At 68.5% G+C, this 19,793-nt stretch carries 17 protein-coding genes; 6 read left to right on the forward strand and 11 right to left on the reverse strand.

Going from position 1 to position 19,793, the window contains the following annotated elements; genetic code table 11:
- Positions 1-323 precede the first annotated feature (323 nt).
- The 4 genes from egtB to HWX31_RS26880 all read left to right on the forward strand — a co-directional run bounded on the left by egtB (position 324) and on the right by HWX31_RS26880 (position 3,289).
- Positions 324-1,556: an ergothioneine biosynthesis protein EgtB gene (gene egtB, locus HWX31_RS26865; RefSeq protein ID WP_174961792.1), complete on the forward strand. Its 1,233-nt coding sequence runs from the start codon at positions 324-326 to the stop codon at positions 1,554-1,556.
- Positions 1,540-2,547, forward strand: a complete 1,008-nt coding sequence (gene egtD, locus HWX31_RS26870) for an L-histidine N(alpha)-methyltransferase (RefSeq protein ID WP_174961790.1) — start codon at positions 1,540-1,542, stop codon at positions 2,545-2,547. Before egtB ends, egtD begins: the two co-directional genes overlap by 17 nt.
- Positions 2,548-2,677: 130 nt before the next feature.
- On the forward strand, positions 2,678-2,980 hold the full coding sequence (locus HWX31_RS26875) for a hypothetical protein (RefSeq protein WP_059658362.1): 303 nt from the start codon (positions 2,678-2,680) through the stop codon (positions 2,978-2,980).
- 54 nt (positions 2,981-3,034) lie between these two features.
- Positions 3,035-3,289, forward strand: coding sequence for a hypothetical protein (locus HWX31_RS26880; protein WP_084899326.1), 255 nt, complete (start codon positions 3,035-3,037; stop codon positions 3,287-3,289).
- A 36-nt stretch (positions 3,290-3,325) separates the two neighbouring features.
- Here HWX31_RS26880 and HWX31_RS26885 read toward each other — a convergent pair whose 3' ends face one another.
- A complete protein-coding gene (locus tag HWX31_RS26885) occupies positions 3,326-4,531 on the reverse strand; it encodes an MFS transporter (protein ID WP_174961788.1) in 1,206 nt (401 codons plus the stop codon).
- A gap of 199 nt (positions 4,532-4,730) precedes the next feature.
- On the opposite strand from HWX31_RS26885, the gene HWX31_RS26890 reads away from it, so the two are divergent.
- Positions 4,731-5,087 (forward strand): hypothetical protein, encoded by a 357-nt coding sequence (locus HWX31_RS26890; protein WP_174961786.1) that lies wholly within the window; start codon positions 4,731-4,733, stop codon positions 5,085-5,087.
- Positions 5,088-5,157: 70 nt separating this feature from the next.
- On the opposite strand, the gene HWX31_RS26895 is transcribed toward HWX31_RS26890, so the two are convergent.
- From HWX31_RS26895 to HWX31_RS26940, 10 genes are all read right to left on the reverse strand, one after another.
- On the reverse strand, positions 5,158-5,319 hold the full coding sequence (locus HWX31_RS26895) for a hypothetical protein (protein ID WP_088500597.1): 162 nt from the start codon (positions 5,317-5,319) through the stop codon (positions 5,158-5,160).
- An 80-nt stretch (positions 5,320-5,399) separates the two neighbouring features.
- Positions 5,400-6,563, reverse strand: coding sequence for a DUF4382 domain-containing protein (locus HWX31_RS26900; protein ID WP_174961784.1), 1,164 nt, complete (start codon positions 6,561-6,563; stop codon positions 5,400-5,402).
- 265 nt (positions 6,564-6,828) lie between these two features.
- Entirely contained in the window at positions 6,829-9,855 is a 3,027-nt protein-coding gene (locus HWX31_RS26905; RefSeq protein ID WP_059614627.1) for a type III restriction-modification system endonuclease, read from the reverse strand.
- Positions 9,855-11,861, reverse strand: coding sequence for a site-specific DNA-methyltransferase (locus tag HWX31_RS26910; protein ID WP_174961782.1), 2,007 nt, complete (start codon positions 11,859-11,861; stop codon positions 9,855-9,857). Before HWX31_RS26910 ends, HWX31_RS26905 begins: the two co-directional genes overlap by 1 nt.
- Before the next feature lie 349 nt (positions 11,862-12,210).
- Entirely contained in the window at positions 12,211-13,338 is a 1,128-nt protein-coding gene (locus HWX31_RS26915; protein ID WP_174961780.1) for a porin, read from the reverse strand.
- Between the two features lie 366 nt (positions 13,339-13,704).
- Positions 13,705-14,382: a response regulator gene (locus HWX31_RS26920; RefSeq protein WP_059658357.1), complete on the reverse strand. Its 678-nt coding sequence runs from the start codon at positions 14,380-14,382 to the stop codon at positions 13,705-13,707.
- Between the two features lie 12 nt (positions 14,383-14,394).
- Entirely contained in the window at positions 14,395-15,762 is a 1,368-nt protein-coding gene (locus HWX31_RS26925) for a sensor histidine kinase (protein ID WP_174961779.1), read from the reverse strand.
- Positions 15,763-15,850: 88 nt separating this feature from the next.
- Complete coding sequence (locus HWX31_RS26930; protein ID WP_174961777.1) at positions 15,851-16,708, reverse strand: ABC transporter permease; 858 nt, start codon at positions 16,706-16,708, stop codon at positions 15,851-15,853.
- A gap of 28 nt (positions 16,709-16,736) precedes the next feature.
- The gene (locus HWX31_RS26935; protein ID WP_059609507.1) at positions 16,737-17,534 is read right to left on the reverse strand and encodes an ABC transporter ATP-binding protein; all 798 of its coding nucleotides are present in this window, start codon (positions 17,532-17,534) and stop codon (positions 16,737-16,739) included.
- Positions 17,535-17,638: 104 nt separating this feature from the next.
- On the reverse strand, positions 17,639-18,646 hold the full coding sequence (locus tag HWX31_RS26940; protein ID WP_174961775.1) for an ABC transporter substrate-binding protein: 1,008 nt from the start codon (positions 18,644-18,646) through the stop codon (positions 17,639-17,641).
- Positions 18,647-19,145: 499 nt separating this feature from the next.
- Here HWX31_RS26940 and HWX31_RS26945 point away from each other — a divergent pair, with 499 nt between their 5' ends.
- Positions 19,146-19,790 carry a response regulator gene (locus HWX31_RS26945; RefSeq protein ID WP_174961773.1) on the forward strand — a complete coding sequence of 215 codons (645 nt, stop codon included), beginning with the start codon at positions 19,146-19,148 and terminating at the stop codon, positions 19,788-19,790.
- Positions 19,791-19,793: the final 3 nt, after the last annotated feature.

Raw genomic sequence — 19,793 nt, forward strand, 5'->3', positions numbered from 1 at the left:
TTTTTGCGGCGTGCGTGCGGCTACCGATCTTCCGATGATTGCGTCGTCACATGGCCGTCACGATCGGGCCGCAGGCGACCGGATGCGCGCGCAAGCGTCGCAACGATCAAGGCTTTCATTCCTCTTGCGTCGCCGTTTCATTCCAATCGCAGGTCGCGACATTCACATTTCTGGGCCATACTGCTTTGCACGGGCGGACGAATCGACGCCGCATCAGTGGTCCTGCCCGTCGCAGCATCGAAGGTCGCACGTCAGTCGCGCGCACCGAGCGCGGGGCTTCCTTTTCCGGCAACGCAGCTAATCGCGACGTGGACGGTGAACCGATGAGCCTCCTTGCATCCCAGCTTCAGCGCCGCTACCGCGACGTTCGCGCGCACAGCGTCGAGCTGACGGCGACGCTGTCCGCCGAAGACCAGGCCGTGCAGTCGATGCCCGACGCGAGCCCGGCCAAGTGGCATCTCGCGCACACGACGTGGTTCTTCGAGACGGTCGTGCTGTCGCGCCGCGTCGCGGGCTATGCGCCGTTCGACGACGCGTACCGCTTTCTCTTCAATTCCTACTATGAATCGCTCGGCCCGCGCCATCCGCGGCCGCAGCGCGGGCTGCTGACGCGTCCGTCGCTCGACGAGGTGCGCGCGTACCGCCATTACGTCGACGAAGCGATGCTGACGGCGATCGCGAACGCGGATGCGGCGCTGCTGGAAGCGATCGCGCCGGAGATCGAGCTCGGGCTGCAGCACGAGCAGCAGCACCAGGAGCTGATCGTCACGGACATGCTGCATGCGTTCTCGTGCAATCCGCTGCGGCCGGCGTTCCGGCCGCGCGACGGCGCGAGGGACGTCGATCCGCGCGCAACGGCCGGCGCGCCGCGCTGGCTGCGCCAGCCGGGCGGGCTCGTCGAGATCGGCCATGACGGCAACGGCTTTTCGTTCGACAACGAGCGGCCGCGGCATACGGCGCTGGTGCAGCCGTACGAAATCGCGGATCGCCTCGTGACCAACGCGGAGTTCGCCGCGTTCGTCGCCGACGGCGGTTACGCGCGCCCCGAGTTCTGGCTGTCGGACGGCTGGGCGACGGTCCAGCGCGACGGCTGGCGCGCGCCCGCGTACTGGCTCGACGACGACGCCGACGCGGCGCCGCGCGACGCGCCGCATCGCGCATGGCGCGCGTTCGGGCTGCATGGCGTCGAGCCGCTCGCGCCCGCTGCGCCGGTGTGCCACCTGAGCTTCTACGAGGCGGCCGCGTATGCGGAATGGGCGGGCGCGCGGCTGCCGACCGAGTTCGAATGGGAAGCCGCATGCGGCGCGGACGGCGTGCGGCAGATGACGGGACACGTGTGGCAATGGACGCGCTCGTCCTACGACCCGTATCCGGGTTTCCGGCCGCTCGCGGGCATCGCGGCCGAATACAACGGCAAGTTCATGGTCGGCCAGCTGGTCCTGCGCGGCGGCAGCATCGCGACGCCGCCGGGCCACGCGCGGCCGACGTACCGCAACTTCTTTCCGCCGGCCGCGCGCTGGCAATTCACGGGAGTCCGACTTGCGCGAGACGTCTGACCTGACGGCCACGAGCGGTGGCCTGCAATCCGCCCGCGATCCGCGGCCCGTCGCATTCGAGCGCGACCTGATCGACGGGCTGTCGCGCCGGCCGCGCAGCATTCCGCCGAAGTATTTCTACGATGCGGCGGGCTCCGTGCTGTTCGACCGCATCTGCGCGCTGCCGGAGTACTACCCGACGCGCACCGAGCTCGGCATCCTGCGCGCGCACGCGACGGAGATCGTGCGGCGCGTCGGCCCGCACGCGGACATCGTCGAGTTCGGCGCGGGCTCGCTCGCGAAGATCCGCATCCTGCTCGACGCGTTTTCGGCGGAACGCGCGCCCGCGCGCTACGTGCCGGTCGACATTTCCGCGGACTACCTGCACGAGGCGGCCGCGCGCCTGCGCGCCGCGTATCCGTGGCTCGACGTCGCGCCGATCGCCGCCGACTACACGAAGGCCGAGCAGCTCGCCGCGCTGGCGGCCGAGCCGCGTCGCCGCATCGGCTTCTTTCCCGGCTCGACGATCGGCAATTTCTCGCCGGATGAAGCCGACGCGTTCCTGCGCGACGCGGCGCGGCTGCTGCGCGGCGGCGCCTTGCTGGTCGGCGCCGATCTCGTGAAGGACGAAGCCACGCTGCACCGTGCGTACAACGACGCGCAGGGTGTGACGGCGGAGTTCAACCTGAACCTGCTCGCGCGCGCGAACGCCGAGCTCGGCGCGGATTTCGATCTCGACGGCTTCGCGCATCACGCGTTCTACGATCCGCAACGGCAGCGCATCGAAATGCATCTCGTCAGCATGCGCGCGCAGGCCGTGCGCGTATGCGGCCGCACGTTCCGCTTCGATGCCGGCGAGCGGATCCACACGGAGAACTCGTACAAGTTCACCGTCGACGGCTTTCACGCGATCGCGCGGCGCGCGGGCTTCGAGCCCGATGCCGTGTGGACCGACGACGCGCGCCTGTTCAGCGTGCACTGGCTGCGCAGCCCGGGCGACATTCGTGCGTGACGACGGGCTGCGTCGCAACGCGTAAACGCCCGTTACCAGTCTCGCAGACCCGTAGCACCTGTATCGCCGCCTCCCGCCTACACTCCGAACCGTATTCACTGGAAGCACGTCAAGTGCAGGGAGTCGCGGGATGAACACGAAACTTCTCATCGGTGCCGTTCTCGGTGCGGCAGCGCTCGCGGTGTCGGGCGTTGCATCGGCCCACGTCGACGTCGCGGTCGGCATCGGCGTGCCGGGCGTCTATGCGCCCCCGCCGCCGGTGTACGTCGCGCCGCCCGTTGCGTATGCGCCGCCCGTCACGTACGCGCCGGTCGGCTATCGCTACGACGACTGGCGCGCCCGCGAATGGCGGGAACGCGAGTGGCGCCGCCACGAATGGCGTGAGCACGAGTGGCGTCAACGTGAATGGCGCGATCGCGGCCGCTGGGATTGATATCAATCACCACCGGCCTCAATGAAGGTTCACAACGACAAGGACGGGAATCGCATGACCACCATTCGACACATCGGGAAACTGGCGCTCGCCGCCGGCGTCGCGCTCGCGACGATCGGCAGCGCACATGCGGCGGGCTGCATGAAGGGCGCGGTCGTGGGCGGGGTCGCCGGCCACTACGCGGGCCACCATGCGGTGGTGGGCGCGGTCGGCGGCTGCATCGTCGGCCATCACCTGGCCAAGCAGCACGCGCAGGAGCAGGCCGCGCAACGCAAGGCCGCCGCGCAGGGCATGCAGCCGGCGCAGTAAGTTCGGCCACCGCGCACGGCAAACGCGCCGTGCGCGTCAGCGTTCCGGCCGTCCCGGCGCGAACGCGCACATCGCCAGCGGCACGACCACGATCGCCGCGCCGGTGAAGAACATCGCCGGCGCGCCGAAGCGCTGCCAGATCCATCCGGCGATCGCGCTGGCGAGCAGCATCGCGACCCCGCTCGCGAGATTGAACAGCCCGAACGCGGTGCCGCGCCATTCGGCCGGCGCGGTATCGGCGACCATCGCCGCGAGTATCCCCTGCGTGAACCCCATGTGCAGCCCCCACACCGCGACGCCGGTCAGCACCGTCGCGGCATCGGCGCGCGCGCCGAGCAGCAGGTCGGCGGCGATCAGCAGCGCCATGCCGATCGCGAGCAGCGCGCGCCGGTCGAGCCGGTCCGACACGACGCCGACCGGATACGCGGACAGCGTATACGCGAGGCTCATCACGACCATCACCGACGGCACCCACGCGACGTCCATCCCGGTCTGCTGCGCGCGCAGCACGAGGAACGCCTCGCTGAAGCGCGCGAGCGTGAACGTCGCGCCGATCGCGACGACGTACCAGTAGCGTGCCGAAAACATGCGCAGCGCGCGCCGGTCGAGCGGCGAGCGGAACGGGCCGGAGCGGTTCGCCCGCGCGGCAGCGGGCTCGCGCACGCCGAACAGCAGCACGGCGAGCGTCGCGAAAGCGGGGATCGACGCGAACCACAGCACCGCGCGGATGTGATCTGCGAACACGAACATCAGCGCGATCGCGAGCAGCGGGCCGCCGACCGCGCCGACGGTATCCATCGACTGCCGCAGCCCGTAGCACGCGCCGCGAATCTCGGGCGGGGAGACGTCGGCGACGAGCGCGTCGCGCGGCGCGCCGCGGATGCCCTTGCCGAAGCGGTCGACGAGGCGCGCGGCGATCACGAGCCCCGGCCCGTGCGCGAGCGGGAACAGCGGCTTCGTCAGCGCGGCGAGCCCGTACCCGGCGAGCAGCAGCGCCTTGCGGCGGCCGAGCCAGTCGCTGATCGCGCCCGAGAAAATCCGCACGATCAGCGCGGTCGCCTCGGCCGCGCCCTCGAGCACGCCGAGCGCGACGACGCTCATGCCCATCGTCGTCACCAGGTACACGGGCAGCAGCGCATGCACGAGCTCCGACGACAGGTCCATCAGCAGGCTGACGTATCCCAGCACCCACACGGTGCGGGGGATCGCGGGACGGGACGATACGGTGGTGTGCGATTCCATCGGATCTCCGGAATGCGCCGGGCGGGCGCGGTCAGGTGAGTGTCGCGCCGCGCGAACGGCGTTTCAACTGCCGGCGCGCAGAAATTGGTCAGACGAATGCGCGCGATATTTCGCGTTACGAATATTTACAACGTGAGCATGTCGCGAATCGGCGCGTTCGTACAATGCAATCACCTCAATGCGCTCCAAGGAGCAAAAGATGAAACAACGACGCTTCCTGCCCGCGCTCGCGGCGGCACTCCTCGCGCTCGGCGCGGTTTCGGCACACGCGGCGGCAGGCGGTAACGGCGGCGGTGGCGGTGGCGGTCATGGCGCGGGCGGCTCCGGCGGCAACGCCGGCGGCATGTCGGGCGGTCACATGAGCGGCGAGGCCATGTCCAACTCGAACGGCTTCAAGTCCGGCGACCGCGACAAGGGCCTCGCGCGCGCGGCCGACCGCTCGGACACGATCTCCGATCGCGCAGGCGCGCAGCCGGGCCACGTGCACGGCCGCACCGCGCACGCGAGCTCGCATACGCATCACTCGAAGCACAACGCGTTCGGCCGCACGCTGTAAGCGTCGTCCGGCACGCACCAACGAAAATGGGCGCCCTCGGGCGCCCATTTCGCATGCCTGAGCGAAACGCTCAGCAGCGGCCTTTCTTCGCCTGCCCCGGCGGACAGAAGCCGTTGCCCGGGCCGCCCTGCGGCGCGACCACGACCGGTGCGTCCGGCACATACACCGCGCATCCGCTCAGGACGCTCAACAATCCGGCTGCGGTCAGCAGCGTGATCACCGATTTCTTCACTTCGTTCTCTCCATGCGAAAAGGAGAGGGCCGCGAGCGGCCCCCTCCGGTCAGATCGTCAAGACGCGCGCTTCACCGTCGTCAGAAGCTGAAGTTGACGTTCGTCTGGCTCGTCGTCGCGTTGACGTTGGTCGATTGCGTCGCACCCGACGCGGCGTCGGCTTCGATCGTGTACTGGGCCGCTGCGGCCGGCGCCGCGGCCAGCGCGACCGGCAGCGAACCGCCGTACGTGCCGACGATCGGCGCGGCGGTCGGCACCGACAGCACATAGATGCCCGTGTCCAGGTTCGCGTTGGCCGACGTGATCTCGTAGGGTGCCGCATCGATCGACTGCAGCGCGCGCACCAGTGCGTTCGCGGTGGGCGTCACGGTGCCGCTGACCGTGCTCATCGTCGAGGCCGGCAGCGCGATCGGCACGTTCGACGTCGACACGGCGGTGGTCGTGTTCACGACCACCGGCACCGAGCGGACGACACCCGACGCGACGTTGTTCTGCACGATCACGACGTCGTAGTTGCCCTGCGTCGAGCTCTGGACCAGCGGCGACAGCAGGAACTTGCCGCTGCCGTCGGCCACCGTGCCGCGCACGACCTTGCCGCCCTGTTCCGCGTACACGGTCGCGCCGGCTTCCGTCGACGAAACGTAGCCCGAGATCGCGCCGCTCACGACGGTCGGCGTCGCGGTCACGACCGGTTTCAGCGCATACGAGCCGTTGCCGTGCTGCACGACCGACTTGCACGCGTTGAAGTCGAGCACGAGATCGACGAGCGTGTTCGGCTGGACCGTGAACGGGCTGATGAGCTTGATGCCGCTTTGCGTCGCGCTCGGCGTTGCGAGCGGCTGCTCGGCGCCGCCCGTCGGCACGACCGAGTTCGCGAGCGTGTTGCCCTGGTTTTGCGCGAGCACGAGGCGGATCTGCTGGTACTGGCCGGCCGGCAGCGCGGTCTGGCCGAGGTCGGCGAGCGTGCCGTTGGTCAGCGACAGCAGGTCGATCTTCTGCTGCGCCGGCAGCGCGACCGTCGACCAGCCGGCGTCGTTGTCGCCGGCGTTCGCGTTCATGTTGACGCGCACCTGCGACACGGTGACGAACACATGATCGAAGCCGCACGACGGCGCGTCGGTCATCGCAACGTGCAGCGTGCCGGTCTGCCCGCTGGGGCTGCCGCCGCCATCGCCGCCGCCGCAGCCGGCGAGCGCGAGCGAGACGACCGATGCGCAGGCAAGCGTCTTAAGCAAGTTGTTCATGACGAACCCCCTTCCTTCGTTTCTTGTGTGGGTGCCCGGAGCATAGTGCCGGCCTGTCGTTGCGATTCGTCAAATTTGCAACGAGGCGTAACCGGCCGGTGAAAACGCGTGGCGCGGCAGGCTTTCAGACAGGCAACGGCATGCAGGCCGATGGAAGGGGCGAGCCCGCTTTGCGGCAGTGCGATATCCGGGCCGCGGGCAAGCCAGGCGAGGAGAAAAGGAGGAGAAAGAGCAGGGCGGCCACGGGAGCGGCCGCCCCGTCGCGTTACCGTTCGCCGCTCGCGAGCGGCTCGCGCGCGAACAGCGCGTCCACATCGCGCGCCCGCACGAAGCGCGCCGCATCGTCGCCGTCGGCAAGCGCGCGGAAATGCGCGTCGCCGCACGCGAGCTTCGCGCGTTCGTGCTCGCGCGGCGCGTCGTCGTCGGCGCTGCGCGGCGTATCGACGACGAAGTACAGGCGCGCGTCGCCGCCGTCGCCCGCGAGCACCGCCCAGTCGGGGTGATAGCTGCCGAGCGGCGTCTGCACGTCGAACCAGCGCGGCAGCTTCGCGTAAAGCTGCACGTCGTCGCGCGCCTCGAGCGCGTCGGCGAACGCGCGCTCGGCGTCGGTCTCGCACACCACCGCCTCGTGAATCGACTTGCGCGCGTCCGTGCGCAGGTTGCGCAGGTAGCCGGTCAGCGCTTCGCTCTCGAACGATTCGAGCGCATGCACGTGCCGCTCGCCGAGCTTGCGGTACGTGATGCCGTCGACGAGCGCGAGCCGCTTGCAGCGGTTGATCGCGTCGGCCGCGAGCGCGATGAACTGCTGCGGGTTGAGCCGGAAATCGTCGAGCCGGCCGCTGTCCGCGAGGATCGTCGCGAGCGAGCGGCGCGTGAGCTGCGTGCGGTCCTGCAGCTCGGTGAGCAGGTCGGGCAGCAGCAGCGCACCCTCGTCGATCAGCACCGTGCCGGCGCCCGTCACCTCGATCGCCTCGACGCCGGCCTTGCCGATGTCGATCTCGGCCTTGCGCCACTGCAGCCGCGCGCGCGCCACCTCGGGCGCGTCGCGCAGCGCGGCCGCGCAATCGCTCACGAGCTTCGCGTTGTCGAACTGCACGCGGTACACGGTGCGATGCTTGATGCGCTCCCACAGCGCGCGGAAGTCGGGGCCGAGCACCACCGCCTTGCCCGACGGGTCGCGGCGCAGCGCGATCTCGCGGCGCTCGTCCGCGTTGCGCACCGCGAAGCGGCCGGACACCTTGCGCAACGTCGCGACGATGCCCGGGCGCAGCATCTCGAACGCCGGCGGCAGCACGAGCGCGCTTTGCCGCAGCGCGTCCTTCAGCCGGTCGAGCACCTTGCCCTGCGCGTCGACGTAGCCGTGCTCGCGCAGGTGCGTCCACAGCACGCCCGACAGCTCGATGCCGAGCGCATGCGCGGGCCCGTCGCCTTCCTGAACCGCGAGCGCCGCGAACTGGTGCTCCTCGACGATCCCGAAACGGATGCCGGTATCGGCCTCGATTTCCTTCTGCAGGTTCTCCGCGAAGCTCTCGTAGCGCTCGGTCGCGATCACGGTGAGCGTGTTCACGCCCGGGTCGCGCACCCGTTCGCCATCCTGATCGACCGCGAGGCGCAGCCCGCGGCCGAGCGTCTGGCGGCGCTCGCGTTCGGTCTGGATGTCGCGCAGCGTGCAGATCTGGAACACGTTCGGGTTGTCCCAGCCTTCCTTGAGCGCCGAGTGCGAGAAGATGAACTTGAGCGGCGTGTCGAACGACAGCAGCGCTTCCTTCTCGCGCATGATGAGCCCGTACGCGCGCTCCGCGTTCTCGCGGCTCGCGGCGCTGCTCTCGCTGGTGTCGGTCCAGCCGCCCTTGCGGTCGATCGAGAAGTAGCCGTTGTGCGCCGCCTCGACCTCGCGCGCGACGTCGACGCCGTCGAACAGCGCGCGATACGCGGGCACGCGCGCCGCGCGCGCGTATTCCTCTTCGAAGATCAGCGCGTAGTCGCCCTTCACGGGCATGCCGTTCTCGTCGTAGCGGCGGTAGCGCTCGACCGAATCGACGAAGAACAGCGACAGCACCTTCACGCCGCGCTCGGCGAGCCGCAGCTCCTTGTCCAGATGCTCGCGGATCGTGCGGCGGATCATCTCGCGCTGCACGGCGAGCGTGTCGATGTCGCCGTATGCCTCGCCGAGCGACAGGAACGCCTCGCCCGCCGGATGGCGCAGCTCGATGTATTCCGCGCCCTTCGCCGCATGTACCTCGCCGATCCGCAGGCCCGCGTACAGCGCGCGCTTGGTCACGCGCTCGAGATCGTCGCCGTCGGTCACGGACGCGATCTGGCGCTTCACGCCGGCCGCCGTCGCGACGTCGAGCTCGACGCGCGCGGCGATCGCGCCGCGCCGGTTCGACACGCCGACGAGCCGCAGGTACGGCTTGTTGTGCGCATCCTCGACGATCGCCGATGCGATCTCGATCTGCTTGACGAGCTTGCGCTCGTACGCGTCGACCGCGTCGAGCCGGTACACCATGTGGTGACGGTCGACGTGGGTCGCCGAGTAGCGCAGCGTGCACAGCGGGTCCATCGCGGCGAGCGCCTCGCGGCCGCGCCCTTCGAGCCCGCCGTCGACGCTTTGCGGCTCGTCGACGATCACGATCGGCCGGGTCGCGCGGATCAGGTCGATCGGCTTCTCGCCGCCGGTCTTCTCGCTGTCCTTGTAGAGGTTGTTGACGTCCTTCTTGTTGATCGCGGCAACCGTCATCACCATGATCTGGATCGTCGCGCTCGCCGCGAAGTGGCGCACCTGGCCGAGCTTCGCGGAGTCGTACAGGAAGTAGTCGTACGGCATGCCCGCGTACAGGCCGCGGAAGTGATCCTCGGTGATCAGCAGCGTCTTGTGCACGCCTTCCTTGATCGCGACCGACGGCACGACGATCACGAACTTCGTGAAGCCGTAGCGGCGGTTCAGCTCGAAGATCGTGCGCAGGTACACGTAGGTCTTGCCGGTGCCGGTCTCCATCTCGACCGTGAAGTCGCGCGAGGCCGGATCGCCGGACGGCGGCAGCCCGCCGCGCAGCTGCACGTCGGCGAGGTTGCGCGCGAGCGCGTCGGCGGTGATCGACAGGTGGTTGCCTACACCGCGCTCCGACAGCGCGAAGCCGAGCGCCGTCTGCGCGCTCGCCGACGTGCCGGGCGCGGCGTTCGCGAGCACGCTGAAGTCGCCGCGGCACGCCTCCTGCCCGCGAAACAGGTCGCAGACGGCGTCGATCGCGTCGCGCTGGTAGTCGAGGTCCGCTTCGAAATGCAGCCGCATCACAGGCTCCGCACGCGCTTCACGCCGTGCTGCTCGAGCAGCGCGGCGAGATTGAGCTTCGCGACGTCGTCGACGAAGCCGCTGTCGCGGAACAGGCAGGTGACGTCGCGCGGCGCGCCGTGCGCGTCGAGCAGTGCGACGATGCCGTCGGCGAGCGGCTCGGCGTCGTCGCGCGACACGCGCGCGTCGAAGCAGGCGAGCACCGACCGGCCGATCAGGTGGACCGTCTTGCCGGCGACCGCGTGGTGCGTGACCGGCGTGCACAGGTCGAGGCCGAGCTTCAGCGTCAGCTCGGCGAGCAGGTCGTCGTCGCTGCGGCCGGTCTTCACGTGCTCGACCGACGCGAACAGCGCATGGTCGAAATCGTCGCGGCGCGGGTCCCACTCGATCACGTTGGTCGTGTCGAGCCGGTACACGCGGAAGCCGAGGTCGCCATAGCTTTCCGGATAGTCGCGCGCGACCTGCTGCGCGGCGCGGCGCAGGCGCTCCTTGGTCAGCTCGGCGAGCGTCGCGGGCTTCTTCAGCTTCGCGCAGAATTCGGCCGCGGCGTGCTGCGCCTTGTCACGGCCGTCGAGCGGCTCGGGCAGCTGCACGAGCACGTAGCGGCGCGCACCGCCGTCGGTCGCGTTGAGCTGCATCACCGCGTGGCCGGTCGAGCCGGAGCCCGCGAAGCAGTCGACGACGATGTCGTCGCCGCGCGTGCACCAGCCGATCACCGCCGCCGCGAAATCGACCGGCTTCGGCTGCTCGAACGGCACGCCGAGCGCCTTCAGCAGCGCGTCGTCCGAGCCGCCGAACGGCAGCACCGACGGCACGTTCTCGTACATGTTCTCGTCGAGGTAGTAGATCCGCTGCGGCTGCGTGGTCTCGTCCGCGCCGAACTCGATCAGCCCGCGCTCGAGCAGCGCCTGCATCGTCGCGGGCGGATTGCGCCAGCCGCGCTCCGGCATCGCGCACGGCTTGCCCGTGACCGGGTGCACGAGCGGCACGAAGTATTCGTCCGGGGCCTTCTTCTTGTTCGGCCACGCCATCGACACGAGGCGGTACACGCGGCCGTCCTCCGACAGCCGGTCGTACATCACCTCGCCGCCGGACAGGTTGGTCTGCGCCTTGACCCACGCGCGATACGCCTGCGCGGCGTCCGCGTGGGTGCCGCTGCGGCGCACCAGGTCGTACGCCGCGTCGAGCATGCGCTGCGCGTTGCGCTTCGGGCGCTTGAGCGGCGTCGCGTCGTGCAGCGCCTCCGCGTTGCGCGCGAACAGCACGAGCGATTCGTGCTGGTACGCGACGCCGCGCGCGTCGCCCTTCGGGTTGCGCTTGTCCCACACGGCCACGCCGAGCTCGTTCTCCTCGCCGAAGATCTCGCGCAGCATCAGCACGAGCGCATGCACCTCGTGCTCGTCGATGTGCACGGCGATCAGCCCGGCGTCGGACAGCAGCGCGTGCGCGAGCTTCAGGCGCGGGTACATCATGTTCAGCCAGTCGGTATGGAACCGGCCGTTCGCCTCGGTGTTGGTGCTGCGCTTCACGCCGCCGTCGGTCTGGCCCGTGACCGCGAGATAGTGGCGCAGGCTGTCGCTGAAGTCGTCCGGGTACACGAAATCGCTGCCGGTGTTGTACGGCGGATCGATGTAGACCAGCTTCACCTTGCCCGCGTAGCTCTTGTGCAGCAGCTTCATCACGTCGAGGTTGTCGCCCTCGATCACGAGGTGGCGGGTGTCGTCCCACGCGACGCTGTCGGCCGGGCAGGGCCGCAGCGTGCCGGTCGACGGCGTGAGCGCCGCCTGCCGCGCGCGGCGCTTGCCGTGCCAGTGGAAGCCGTATCGTTCGTCGGCGTCGCCGACCGTGCGATCGCCGACCAGCGCCTTCAGCGCGTCGACGTCGACCGAGGCGCCGCCGGGGCCTTCGGTCACGAGTTCGGGGAACAGCGCCTTCAGGCGCGCGACGTTGTCGGCGGTGAAATCCGTCGACTTCGCCTGCGGGCTCGCCGCATCGAGTTTGTGCATCGTCATTTTCATCCTGGGCCCGGCCGCGCCGCGCCCGGACGTCGGGCGCTGTCGCGATGCCGGCGGCCGGGAGAGGGGCCGCCGCGGGCGAACCCGAAACGCTAGCGAGTCGGTCGGCGCAGGTCAAGCGCCGTCGTGCGCCGCAAACCGCTCCGACGAGCGGGATCGCCCGCCGGGCGGGCGCGGCGGGGCATCGGCCGCGTTGTCGCGGCGTGCGGCGGACAGGCCGGAACGGGGGACGAAAAAAAGGGGCACGGACGGCGCGGTGCGCCGGCGTGCCCCGAGGGAGCATTCGTGAATGACGGTCCCGGGCAGGGCGCGACGCGCCCCGCACGGGGTCGGAAGAGGGTCAGAAGCGGGTGCGGATGCCGGTCGTCAGCTCGAGCTGGTTGTTCGAGCCGAACGTCGACGACACCTTGTAGCCGCCGTGCAGCTTCATGTAGTCGCCCGCCAGATAGACTTCGGTGCGCTTGCTCAGGTGGTAGAAGATCGAGCCGTAGATCGTCTCCTTGAAGCCGCTGCCGACGCCGTTGGTCAGGCTGAACGCGCCGAGGTTCGCGTTCGGCGTGAAGCCGTCCGCGTTGTACGCGGCGTTCTTGGTGCGCATCTGCTGGTAGCCGAGCTCGTAGTCGAGCGGGCCTTGCGGTGCGATCTTCATCGACACGGTCCACGCGTCGTCATGGCGCTGGCCGAGCGAGCCCTGGTCGCCGTTGTAGCGGAAGTAGCCGGCATTCACGCGCACGATGCTGAACGTGTAGTTGCCGCCGGCCGAGAACGTCTGGTTGCGGAAGCCGCCGTTGTTCACGTGGCTGTAGAACCCGGACACGTTGAACGGCCCGCCGTTGTAGCCGAGCGCGACCTGGTACGCGGAGCCGGTCGCGAAGGCCGTCGAGTTGCTGAACTGGTAGCCGGCGCTGGCGAAGATGCCGTTGCTGAACAGCTTCTTCCACGCGAGGCCGTTGTTGTAGCGCGTGCCGGTCGGGCCGGCCGCGTAGAAGATCATCTGCTTGAAGTTGTTCGAGTTGGTCCAGCCGCCTTCCTCCGTGGTCAACTGCGCGGTGCCGTACGGGTCGCCGTAGATCGCCGCCGCGTCGCGCGCGATCGTGTTCTGGAAGCCGGCCGTCAGCTTGCCGAAGCGGTCGTCCTGGATGCCGACCCACGCGTCGCGGTCGAAGATCTGGCCGGAGTCTTCCATCTGGCCATTCGCGACCACGAATTCGCTTTCGAGGCGGAAGATCACCTTGGTGCCGCCGCCGATGTCCTCGGCGCCGCGCAGGCCCCAGCGGCTGCCGCTGAACCACGGCTCGCCGTCGTTGCCCATGCCGATCACGTGCTTGCCGTTCGCGTCGGCGTGCGTGCGGTAGGTCGGGAAGCTCAGGTCCATCAGGCCATAGAGCTGCACGCTCGATTGCGCATGAGCCTGCGTCGCGGCGCACAGCCCCGCCGCGATGGAAAGGGCCAGGTATTTTCGTTTCAAGATCGTCTCCTCCGAGCTGCCGCATTGAAATTCGGTTGTTGGCAGTACCTAATGGTTGCCGTCTCCTGCCGGCCTTAGCGAGAGGACCGACGCCTAGCATCGTAGGTCCGGCAACCCTTCGCGCCGCTTTCGCGAGCGTGTGGATCGGATCAGTGAAAACACCGAACGACAGCGGTACACCGGAGTCCTGAATGGCGCCGAGGCCCGCGGGACGGGGCGGAGCGGGATCGTGGCGCCGCGCAGGCAATCCCGGCAGGTGTGCGTGAATACAACAGTGAGCGGGCCGCGATCGACCGTATTGACCCGCGATCCGCGGGCGTGCGCCAGCGCTGCCGCGCCGGCGGCAGGCCGTGGGGGCACGCGGCGTCAGCCTTGCGCGGTCTTCGCGCGCAGGATGTAGCCGAGCCCGCGCAGCGTGATGATCTCCGCCGTGCTGAGCGCGAGGTGCTTGCGCAGCCGGTGGATGTAGATGTCGATCGCGTCCGCGCTCGGCTCGTCGTCGAGCGCGAACACGCTGTCCATCAGCCGCGCCTTCGACACGGTCTTGTTCTGCTGCAGCATCAGCGTCTCGAGGATCGCGTGCTCGCGGCGGCGCAGGGTCAGCGGCACGTCGTTGCAGCGGAACTCGCGCGTGCCGAACGCGTAGACGAGATCGCCGCACACGAGCTGGGTCGCACCGACGCCCGCCTGGCGGCGGATCAGCGCGCGGATGCGCGCAACCAGCTCGCGCGACTCGAACGGCTTGACGACGTAGTCGTCGGCGCCCGCGCCGAAGCAGTCGACCTTGTCGTCGACCGAGCCGTGCGCGGTCAGCATCAGCACCGGCACGTTGTCGTTGCGGCGCCGCAGGCGGCCGAGCACTTCCTTGCCGCTGATGCCCGGCAGCCGCATGTCGAGCAGCACCGCGTCGTAGCGCTCGGTCTTCAGCACCGCGTCCGCGCGTTCGCCGTCGCCGACGCTGTCGACCGCGAAATCCTCGCCGCGCAGCAGGTTCACGATCCAGTGCGCGAGCTCGGCGTTGTCTTCGACCAGCAGGAGTTTCATCAGACGTTCTCTTCAAACATACGCAGGCAGCCGCACCGTCACGACGACCCCGCGGTTGCCGGGCCCCGGCGCGAGCGACGCCATCCCGCCGTGCGCCTGCGCGATCTCGCGCACGATCGCGAGTCCGAGCCCCGATCCTTCAGTATCGCTCGATACGCGGTAGAAGCGCTTGAACACGTGCGGGCGCGCCTCCGCCGGAATGCCGGGGCCGTCGTCGATCACGTCGAGCACGACCGTGTCGCCGTCGCGGCGCGCGGCGACCGTCACGCAGCCGCCCGGCTGCGTATAGCGCACCGCGTTGTCGACGAGGTTCATCACGAGCGCGGTCAGCAGGCTGTCGCTGCCCGTCACGTCGAGACGTTCGCCAAGGTCCGCGCCGAGGTCGATATTGCGCCGCTGAGCGAGCACGATCGTTTCCTCGAACACGCTCGATACGACCGCCGCCAGGTCGACGCGATGCGTGAGCAGCGTCGACGGCGTCGCCTCCGCGTGCGCGAGCAGCAGCAGCTTGTCGGTCACGTCCGCCATCTTGCGGCTGCTGCGCTGCATGCTGTCGAGCATTGCGCTCAGCTCCGGATCGTCGCGCTCGCGCTGCTGCGCGTACTGGATCTGCGTGTCGAGCACCGCGATCGGCGTGCGCAGCTGGTGCGCGGCGTCGGCGATGAAGCGCCGCTGCGTCGCCGCATGCGTGTTCAGCCGCGCGATGCACTGGTTGATCGCGTCGACGATCGGCCGCAGCTCGTGCTGCAGCCGCTCCGGGCGGATCGGCTCCAGCTCCATCGGCCCGCGGTCCGCGACGTCGTCCTTCAGCTTCATCAGCGGCCGCAGCTCGAAGGTGAGGCCGAGATACACGAGCACGACCGCGAGCAGCAGCATCAGCGACAGCCGCGCGAGCTGCGGCCGCCAGATCGTGTCGAGCATCGCGCCGCGCGAGCGCGGCGTCTTCGCGACGGCCACCGTCACCGTCTCGACCTGGCCTTCGTTGTACAGCTGGCGGTCGTACGCGACCGCGCGCAGCCCGATGCCGTCGAGCGCCGTGTCGTAGAGCGTCGGCTCCGCGCCGTGCCGCGCGGGCACCTCGAGCTCGGGATTGCCCGCGAGCAGCCGGCCGTGGCCGTCGATCACCTTGTAGAACACCGAGTCGCGCGACGGCGATTCGAAAATCTCCAGTGCGGCCGGCGGCACGTCGGCCGCGAGATAGCCGTTGCGCCACTCGACGTCCTCGCCGATCGTGCGCGCGGACGCGACGAGCGCGCTGTCCTGCACGAGGTCGGCGGTGCGGCGCGCGGTGTCGTACGACATCGCGCCCGCGATCAGCACGAACGCCGCGAGCGGCAGCAGCAGCCACCAGAGCAGCCGACCGCGCAGGCTGTGCGTCATCCGTTCCCGCTCCTTCTTCTCAATGCCGAACCGCGCCGGGGCCGGCAGGGCCTCAGGCGCGGTCGGGTCCATCCTTGTCTTGCGGCGTTCAGAACTGCGTCGGGCGCCACTTCAGCAGCCGTTTCTCGAGCCATGTCAGCAGGTAGTCGGCGGCCAGCGCGACCACGGCCAGCACGATCATCGCCGCGAACACGCCGCTCGCGTTGAACGCGCCCTGCGCGGTGGAGATCAGCAGGCCGATGCCCTGCTTGGAGCCGAGGAATTCGCCGACCACCGCGCCGACCAGCGCGAAGCCGAAGCTCACGTGCAGGCTCGCGAGAATCCACGAGAGCGCGGACGGAATCACGACCGACGTGGTGATCTGCCGGCGCGACGCGCCGAGGATCTGCGCGTTCGCGATCAGGTAGCGGTCCGCTTCGCGCACGCCCTGGAACGCGTTGCCGAACACCACGAAGAACACCATCACGACGGCCAGCGCGATCTTCGACGCCATCCCGAGGCCGAGCGCGATCACGAAAATCGAGCCGAGCACGACGCGCGGGATCGAGTTCGCGATCTGGATGTAGAGGCCGAACACGTCCGACATCAGCTTGTTGCGGCCGAGCACGATCCCGCAGAGCACGCCGGCGACCGAGCCGATCAGGAAGCCGATCGTGGTTTCCTCGAGCGTCACCCAGACCTGCGTGAGGAGCGGCCCCTGCGACGTGCCGTTGGCGAACCAGTCCTGGAGCTGCGCGAAGATCAGCGTCGGCTGCGAGAAGAAGAACGAATCGATCCACTTGAGCCGCGCGGCGAGTTCCCAGCCGCCCAGCACGACGACGAGCACGGCGATCCGCAGGCCGATGATCAGTTGCCGGCGGCGTCGCAGCCGGGCCTGTGCGGCGCGCGACTCGTCCTCGAGCGACGGCGCCGGAATGGCGGTGGGGGGAAGCGTCATGTCGGTCATGCTCCTGTCCTTTGCGTCCTTGCTTGCGTCAGCCGATCTGCACTTCTTCGCGCAGGTCGTGCCAGATGTCCTTGGAAATCTCGATGAAGTGCGGGTGATAGCGAATCTCCGACGTGACGCGCGGGCGCGGCAGGTCGATCGGGTACACGCGCTTGAGCGTCGCCGGGCGCGCGGTCAGCACGAACACGCGGTCCGCGAGCGCGATCGCCTCTTCCAGATCGTGCGTGACGAACACCACCGAGCCCTTGTTCGCGGACCAGAGCTGCAGCAGCTCGTCCTGCATCAGCGTGCGGGTCTGCATGTCGAGCGCGGAGAACGGCTCGTCCATCAGCAGGATTTCCGGCTGGTTGATGAAGGTCTGCGCGAGCGCGACGCGCTTCCTCATCCCGCCGGACAGTTGATGCGGGTAGTGCTTCGTGAACTTGTCGAGGCCGACCTTGCGGATCCATTCCTCGGCCTGTGCATACGCGACGTCCTTCGAGCGGCCGCGAAACAGCGGGCCCGCGGCGACGTTGTCGATCACGTTGCGCCACGGGAACACCGCGTCGGCCTGGAACACGAAGCCGATGCGCGGGTCGATCCCGTCGACCGGGCGGCCCATCACGCGCACCTCGCCCGACGCGGGCTTGAGCAGCCCGGTGATCAGGTTCAGCGTCGTCGACTTGCCGCAGCCGGTCGGCCCGACGATCGCGATGAACTCGCCGCGCGCGACGCTCATGCTGAAGTCGCGCAGCGCGACGGTTGCCTTGCCTTCCGGCGAAATGAAGCGGCACGACACGTTGCGAAACTCGATCGCCGGTGTGCTCGGTGAAACTGCCTGGGTCATCGCATTCGTCCTGCGGGTGGAGCGCCGCCTGTCGGACGGCGCCGGGGCCGGTCAGCCGGGCCGGAACGGGGGAGCGGGGCGCGCGGGATCGTCCGCCGCCGCGCTTACTTCGCGCTCACGTACTCGTTGGTGTAGGTGCGGGCCAGGTCGATGTGCTTGCCCTTCACCGACGGGTTGAACGCCGACAGCACCTTCAGCACGGTCGCCGGGCCGTCGGCCGGCATCTTCGCGTCGGCGGTGTACATCGGCAGCGACGCCTTCAGCGCGGTCACGTACAGCGCCTTGTCCTTCTGGTAGTCGGCCGGCATCTTCGCGGCGATCTCCTCGGCGCTGTGCGTGTGGATGAACTGCATCGTCTTCGCGAACGCATGCGCGAGCTTCGTCGCCTGCGCCTTGTGCGAATCGGCCCACGCGGATTGCACGTACAGGCTCGCGGCCGGATAGGTGCCGCCGAGCGCCGCGCGCGTGCCTTCGAGCGTGCGCAGGTCGACCAGCACCTTCGCGTCGCCCATCTTCTCGAGCGCGGACACGGTCGGCTCGGTCGTCATCCCGGCGTCGATCCGGCCCTGCTTGATCGCGGCGATGAAGCTCGCGTCGGCGCCGACCGGCAGCATCGTGTACTGCGTCGACGGCACGCCGTGCTGCAGCGCGAGGTATTGCGTGAGGAAGCTCGTCGACGAGCCGAGGCCCGTCACGCCGAGCGTCTTGCCCTTCGCGTCGGCCATCGACTTGAAGGTCGGCGCGGCCTTGGTCGCCACCATCTCGACTTCGCCCGGCACCTGGCCGAACACGGCGATCGCCTTCACGTCCTTGCCCTTGCTCTGCAGGTCGATCGTGTGGTCGTAGAAGCCGACCACGCCCTGCACCGCGCCCGCGAGCAGCTCGTTCTCGGCATCGACGCCGGCCGGCTGCGACAGCAGCTCGACGTCGAGCCCTTCGTCCTTGAAGTAGCCGAGTTCCTGGGTCAGGCGCGCGGGCAGGTAGATCAGCTTCGCGATCCCGCCGACCATGATCGTGATCTTGCCGCCGTCGTCCGCGGCGAGGGCGGGATGCGCGGCGAGCGCGCAGGTCAGGGTGGCTGCAACGGCGAGGGGGCGCAGGATGGTTCGCATCGGGGGTGTCTCCGTTCGTTATCCGTATGGCGCGATGCTTTCTTGCATCGTTGCAGCGAGTATAGGGACACGAAACCTTCTGCAACCTTTCGCGGACCGGCCGTTCCTTTAGGGGTTTTCCAGCAATCCGGCGGCCGGACCTGGGCGGTTGCGACACAAAACAGCCGGGCGGATGCGAAATCCGGAGATTCCGCTTGGTTTTGTGCCGATGCTCCGATCATTAATCGATCTGAATATCGGACCAGCTTGATAAAAATTAACGATATCAAAGTGCAGATTTTGTTAATTTTCTATTTTGAGATTTCTCGTTTGATATATTCGAATGAAACATTCATTTCCGGGGCGCTTATCTATAAATAACCGTTCTTTCATTTCGCTTTCACTCGATAAACTCACACATTGGAGTCAATCAATGCGCTGCTCCTTTGCCGGTGACCTCGCAAGAGGCGCCGCCGCATTGGGAATCGTCGAATAATTTCGAACGACGCAGATTTGAGATATGAACGAAATAACCGTCGCCATTGCCGACGATCATCCCGTGGTACTGGAATTGCTCGATCGCCTGTTGAAATGGAATCCGCCATTTCGTGTCGTGCATGCCTGCCGCAGCGGCACCGCATTGATCGCCGCGCTGACGCAATCCCCGGTTGATATCGCGATCGTCGATTATTCGATGAGCCGTGGCGAACGGCCGCTCGACGGGCTCCCGCTGCTGCACAAGTTGCGCAGCGTCGCGCCGCGCACGCGGTGCGTGATGTTCACCGCGCAATCGAACCCCAGCGTGCTCGCGGCGGCGCTGAGGCTCGGGATTGCCGCGATCGTCAGCAAGGAAGACCCGATCGACGAGATCGTCCGTGCGTGCCGGCGGCTCCGTGCGTGCGACACGCAGCACCTGTCGCCGACGGCTCGCCAGACGCTCGAGCGCGGTGACGCGTGCGCGCCCGAGCGGAAAACGGCGCTCACGGCCAGGGAACTCGATGTCGTGCGGCTGTTCGCGTCCGGGCATTCGCTGCAGGACATCGCGAGACGGCTCGGCCGCTCGGTCAGCACCGTGTCGACGCAGAAATACACCGCGATGCGCAAGCTGCAGGCCGATACGAACACCCATCTGATTCGTTATGCGTATGAAAACGGCCTGATCTGACGA

Origin of the sequence: Burkholderia ubonensis (assembly GCF_902833085.1) — a bacterium.
In the GTDB taxonomy this organism is placed as follows: domain Bacteria; phylum Pseudomonadota; class Gammaproteobacteria; order Burkholderiales; family Burkholderiaceae; genus Burkholderia; species Burkholderia ubonensis.

Bases quoted from the DNA above. Each gene is read 5' to 3' on its own strand.
- HWX31_RS26925 (WP_174961779.1), bottom strand. From the start codon at position 15,762: ATGACGCACAGCCTGCGCGGTCGGCTGCTCTGGTGGCTGCTGCTGCCG.
- HWX31_RS26910 (WP_174961782.1), bottom strand. From the start codon at position 11,861: ATGCACAAACTCGATGCGGCGAGCCCGCAGGCGAAGTCGACGGATTTC.
- HWX31_RS26940 (WP_174961775.1), bottom strand. From the start codon at position 18,646: ATGCGAACCATCCTGCGCCCCCTCGCCGTTGCAGCCACCCTGACCTGC.
- HWX31_RS26875 (WP_059658362.1), top strand. From the start codon at position 2,678: ATGAACACGAAACTTCTCATCGGTGCCGTTCTCGGTGCGGCAGCGCTC.
- HWX31_RS26930 (WP_174961777.1), bottom strand. From the start codon at position 16,708: ATGACCGACATGACGCTTCCCCCCACCGCCATTCCGGCGCCGTCGCTC.
- HWX31_RS26890 (WP_174961786.1), top strand. From the start codon at position 4,731: ATGAAACAACGACGCTTCCTGCCCGCGCTCGCGGCGGCACTCCTCGCG.
- HWX31_RS26935 (WP_059609507.1), bottom strand. From the start codon at position 17,534: ATGACCCAGGCAGTTTCACCGAGCACACCGGCGATCGAGTTTCGCAAC.
- HWX31_RS26905 (WP_059614627.1), bottom strand. From the start codon at position 9,855: ATGCGGCTGCATTTCGAAGCGGACCTCGACTACCAGCGCGACGCGATC.
- egtB (WP_174961792.1), top strand. From the start codon at position 324: ATGAGCCTCCTTGCATCCCAGCTTCAGCGCCGCTACCGCGACGTTCGC.
- HWX31_RS26885 (WP_174961788.1), bottom strand. From the start codon at position 4,531: ATGGAATCGCACACCACCGTATCGTCCCGTCCCGCGATCCCCCGCACC.
- HWX31_RS26920 (WP_059658357.1), bottom strand. From the start codon at position 14,382: ATGAAACTCCTGCTGGTCGAAGACAACGCCGAGCTCGCGCACTGGATC.
- HWX31_RS26900 (WP_174961784.1), bottom strand. From the start codon at position 6,563: ATGAACAACTTGCTTAAGACGCTTGCCTGCGCATCGGTCGTCTCGCTC.
- HWX31_RS26880 (WP_084899326.1), top strand. From the start codon at position 3,035: ATGACCACCATTCGACACATCGGGAAACTGGCGCTCGCCGCCGGCGTC.
- HWX31_RS26945 (WP_174961773.1), top strand. From the start codon at position 19,146: ATGAACGAAATAACCGTCGCCATTGCCGACGATCATCCCGTGGTACTG.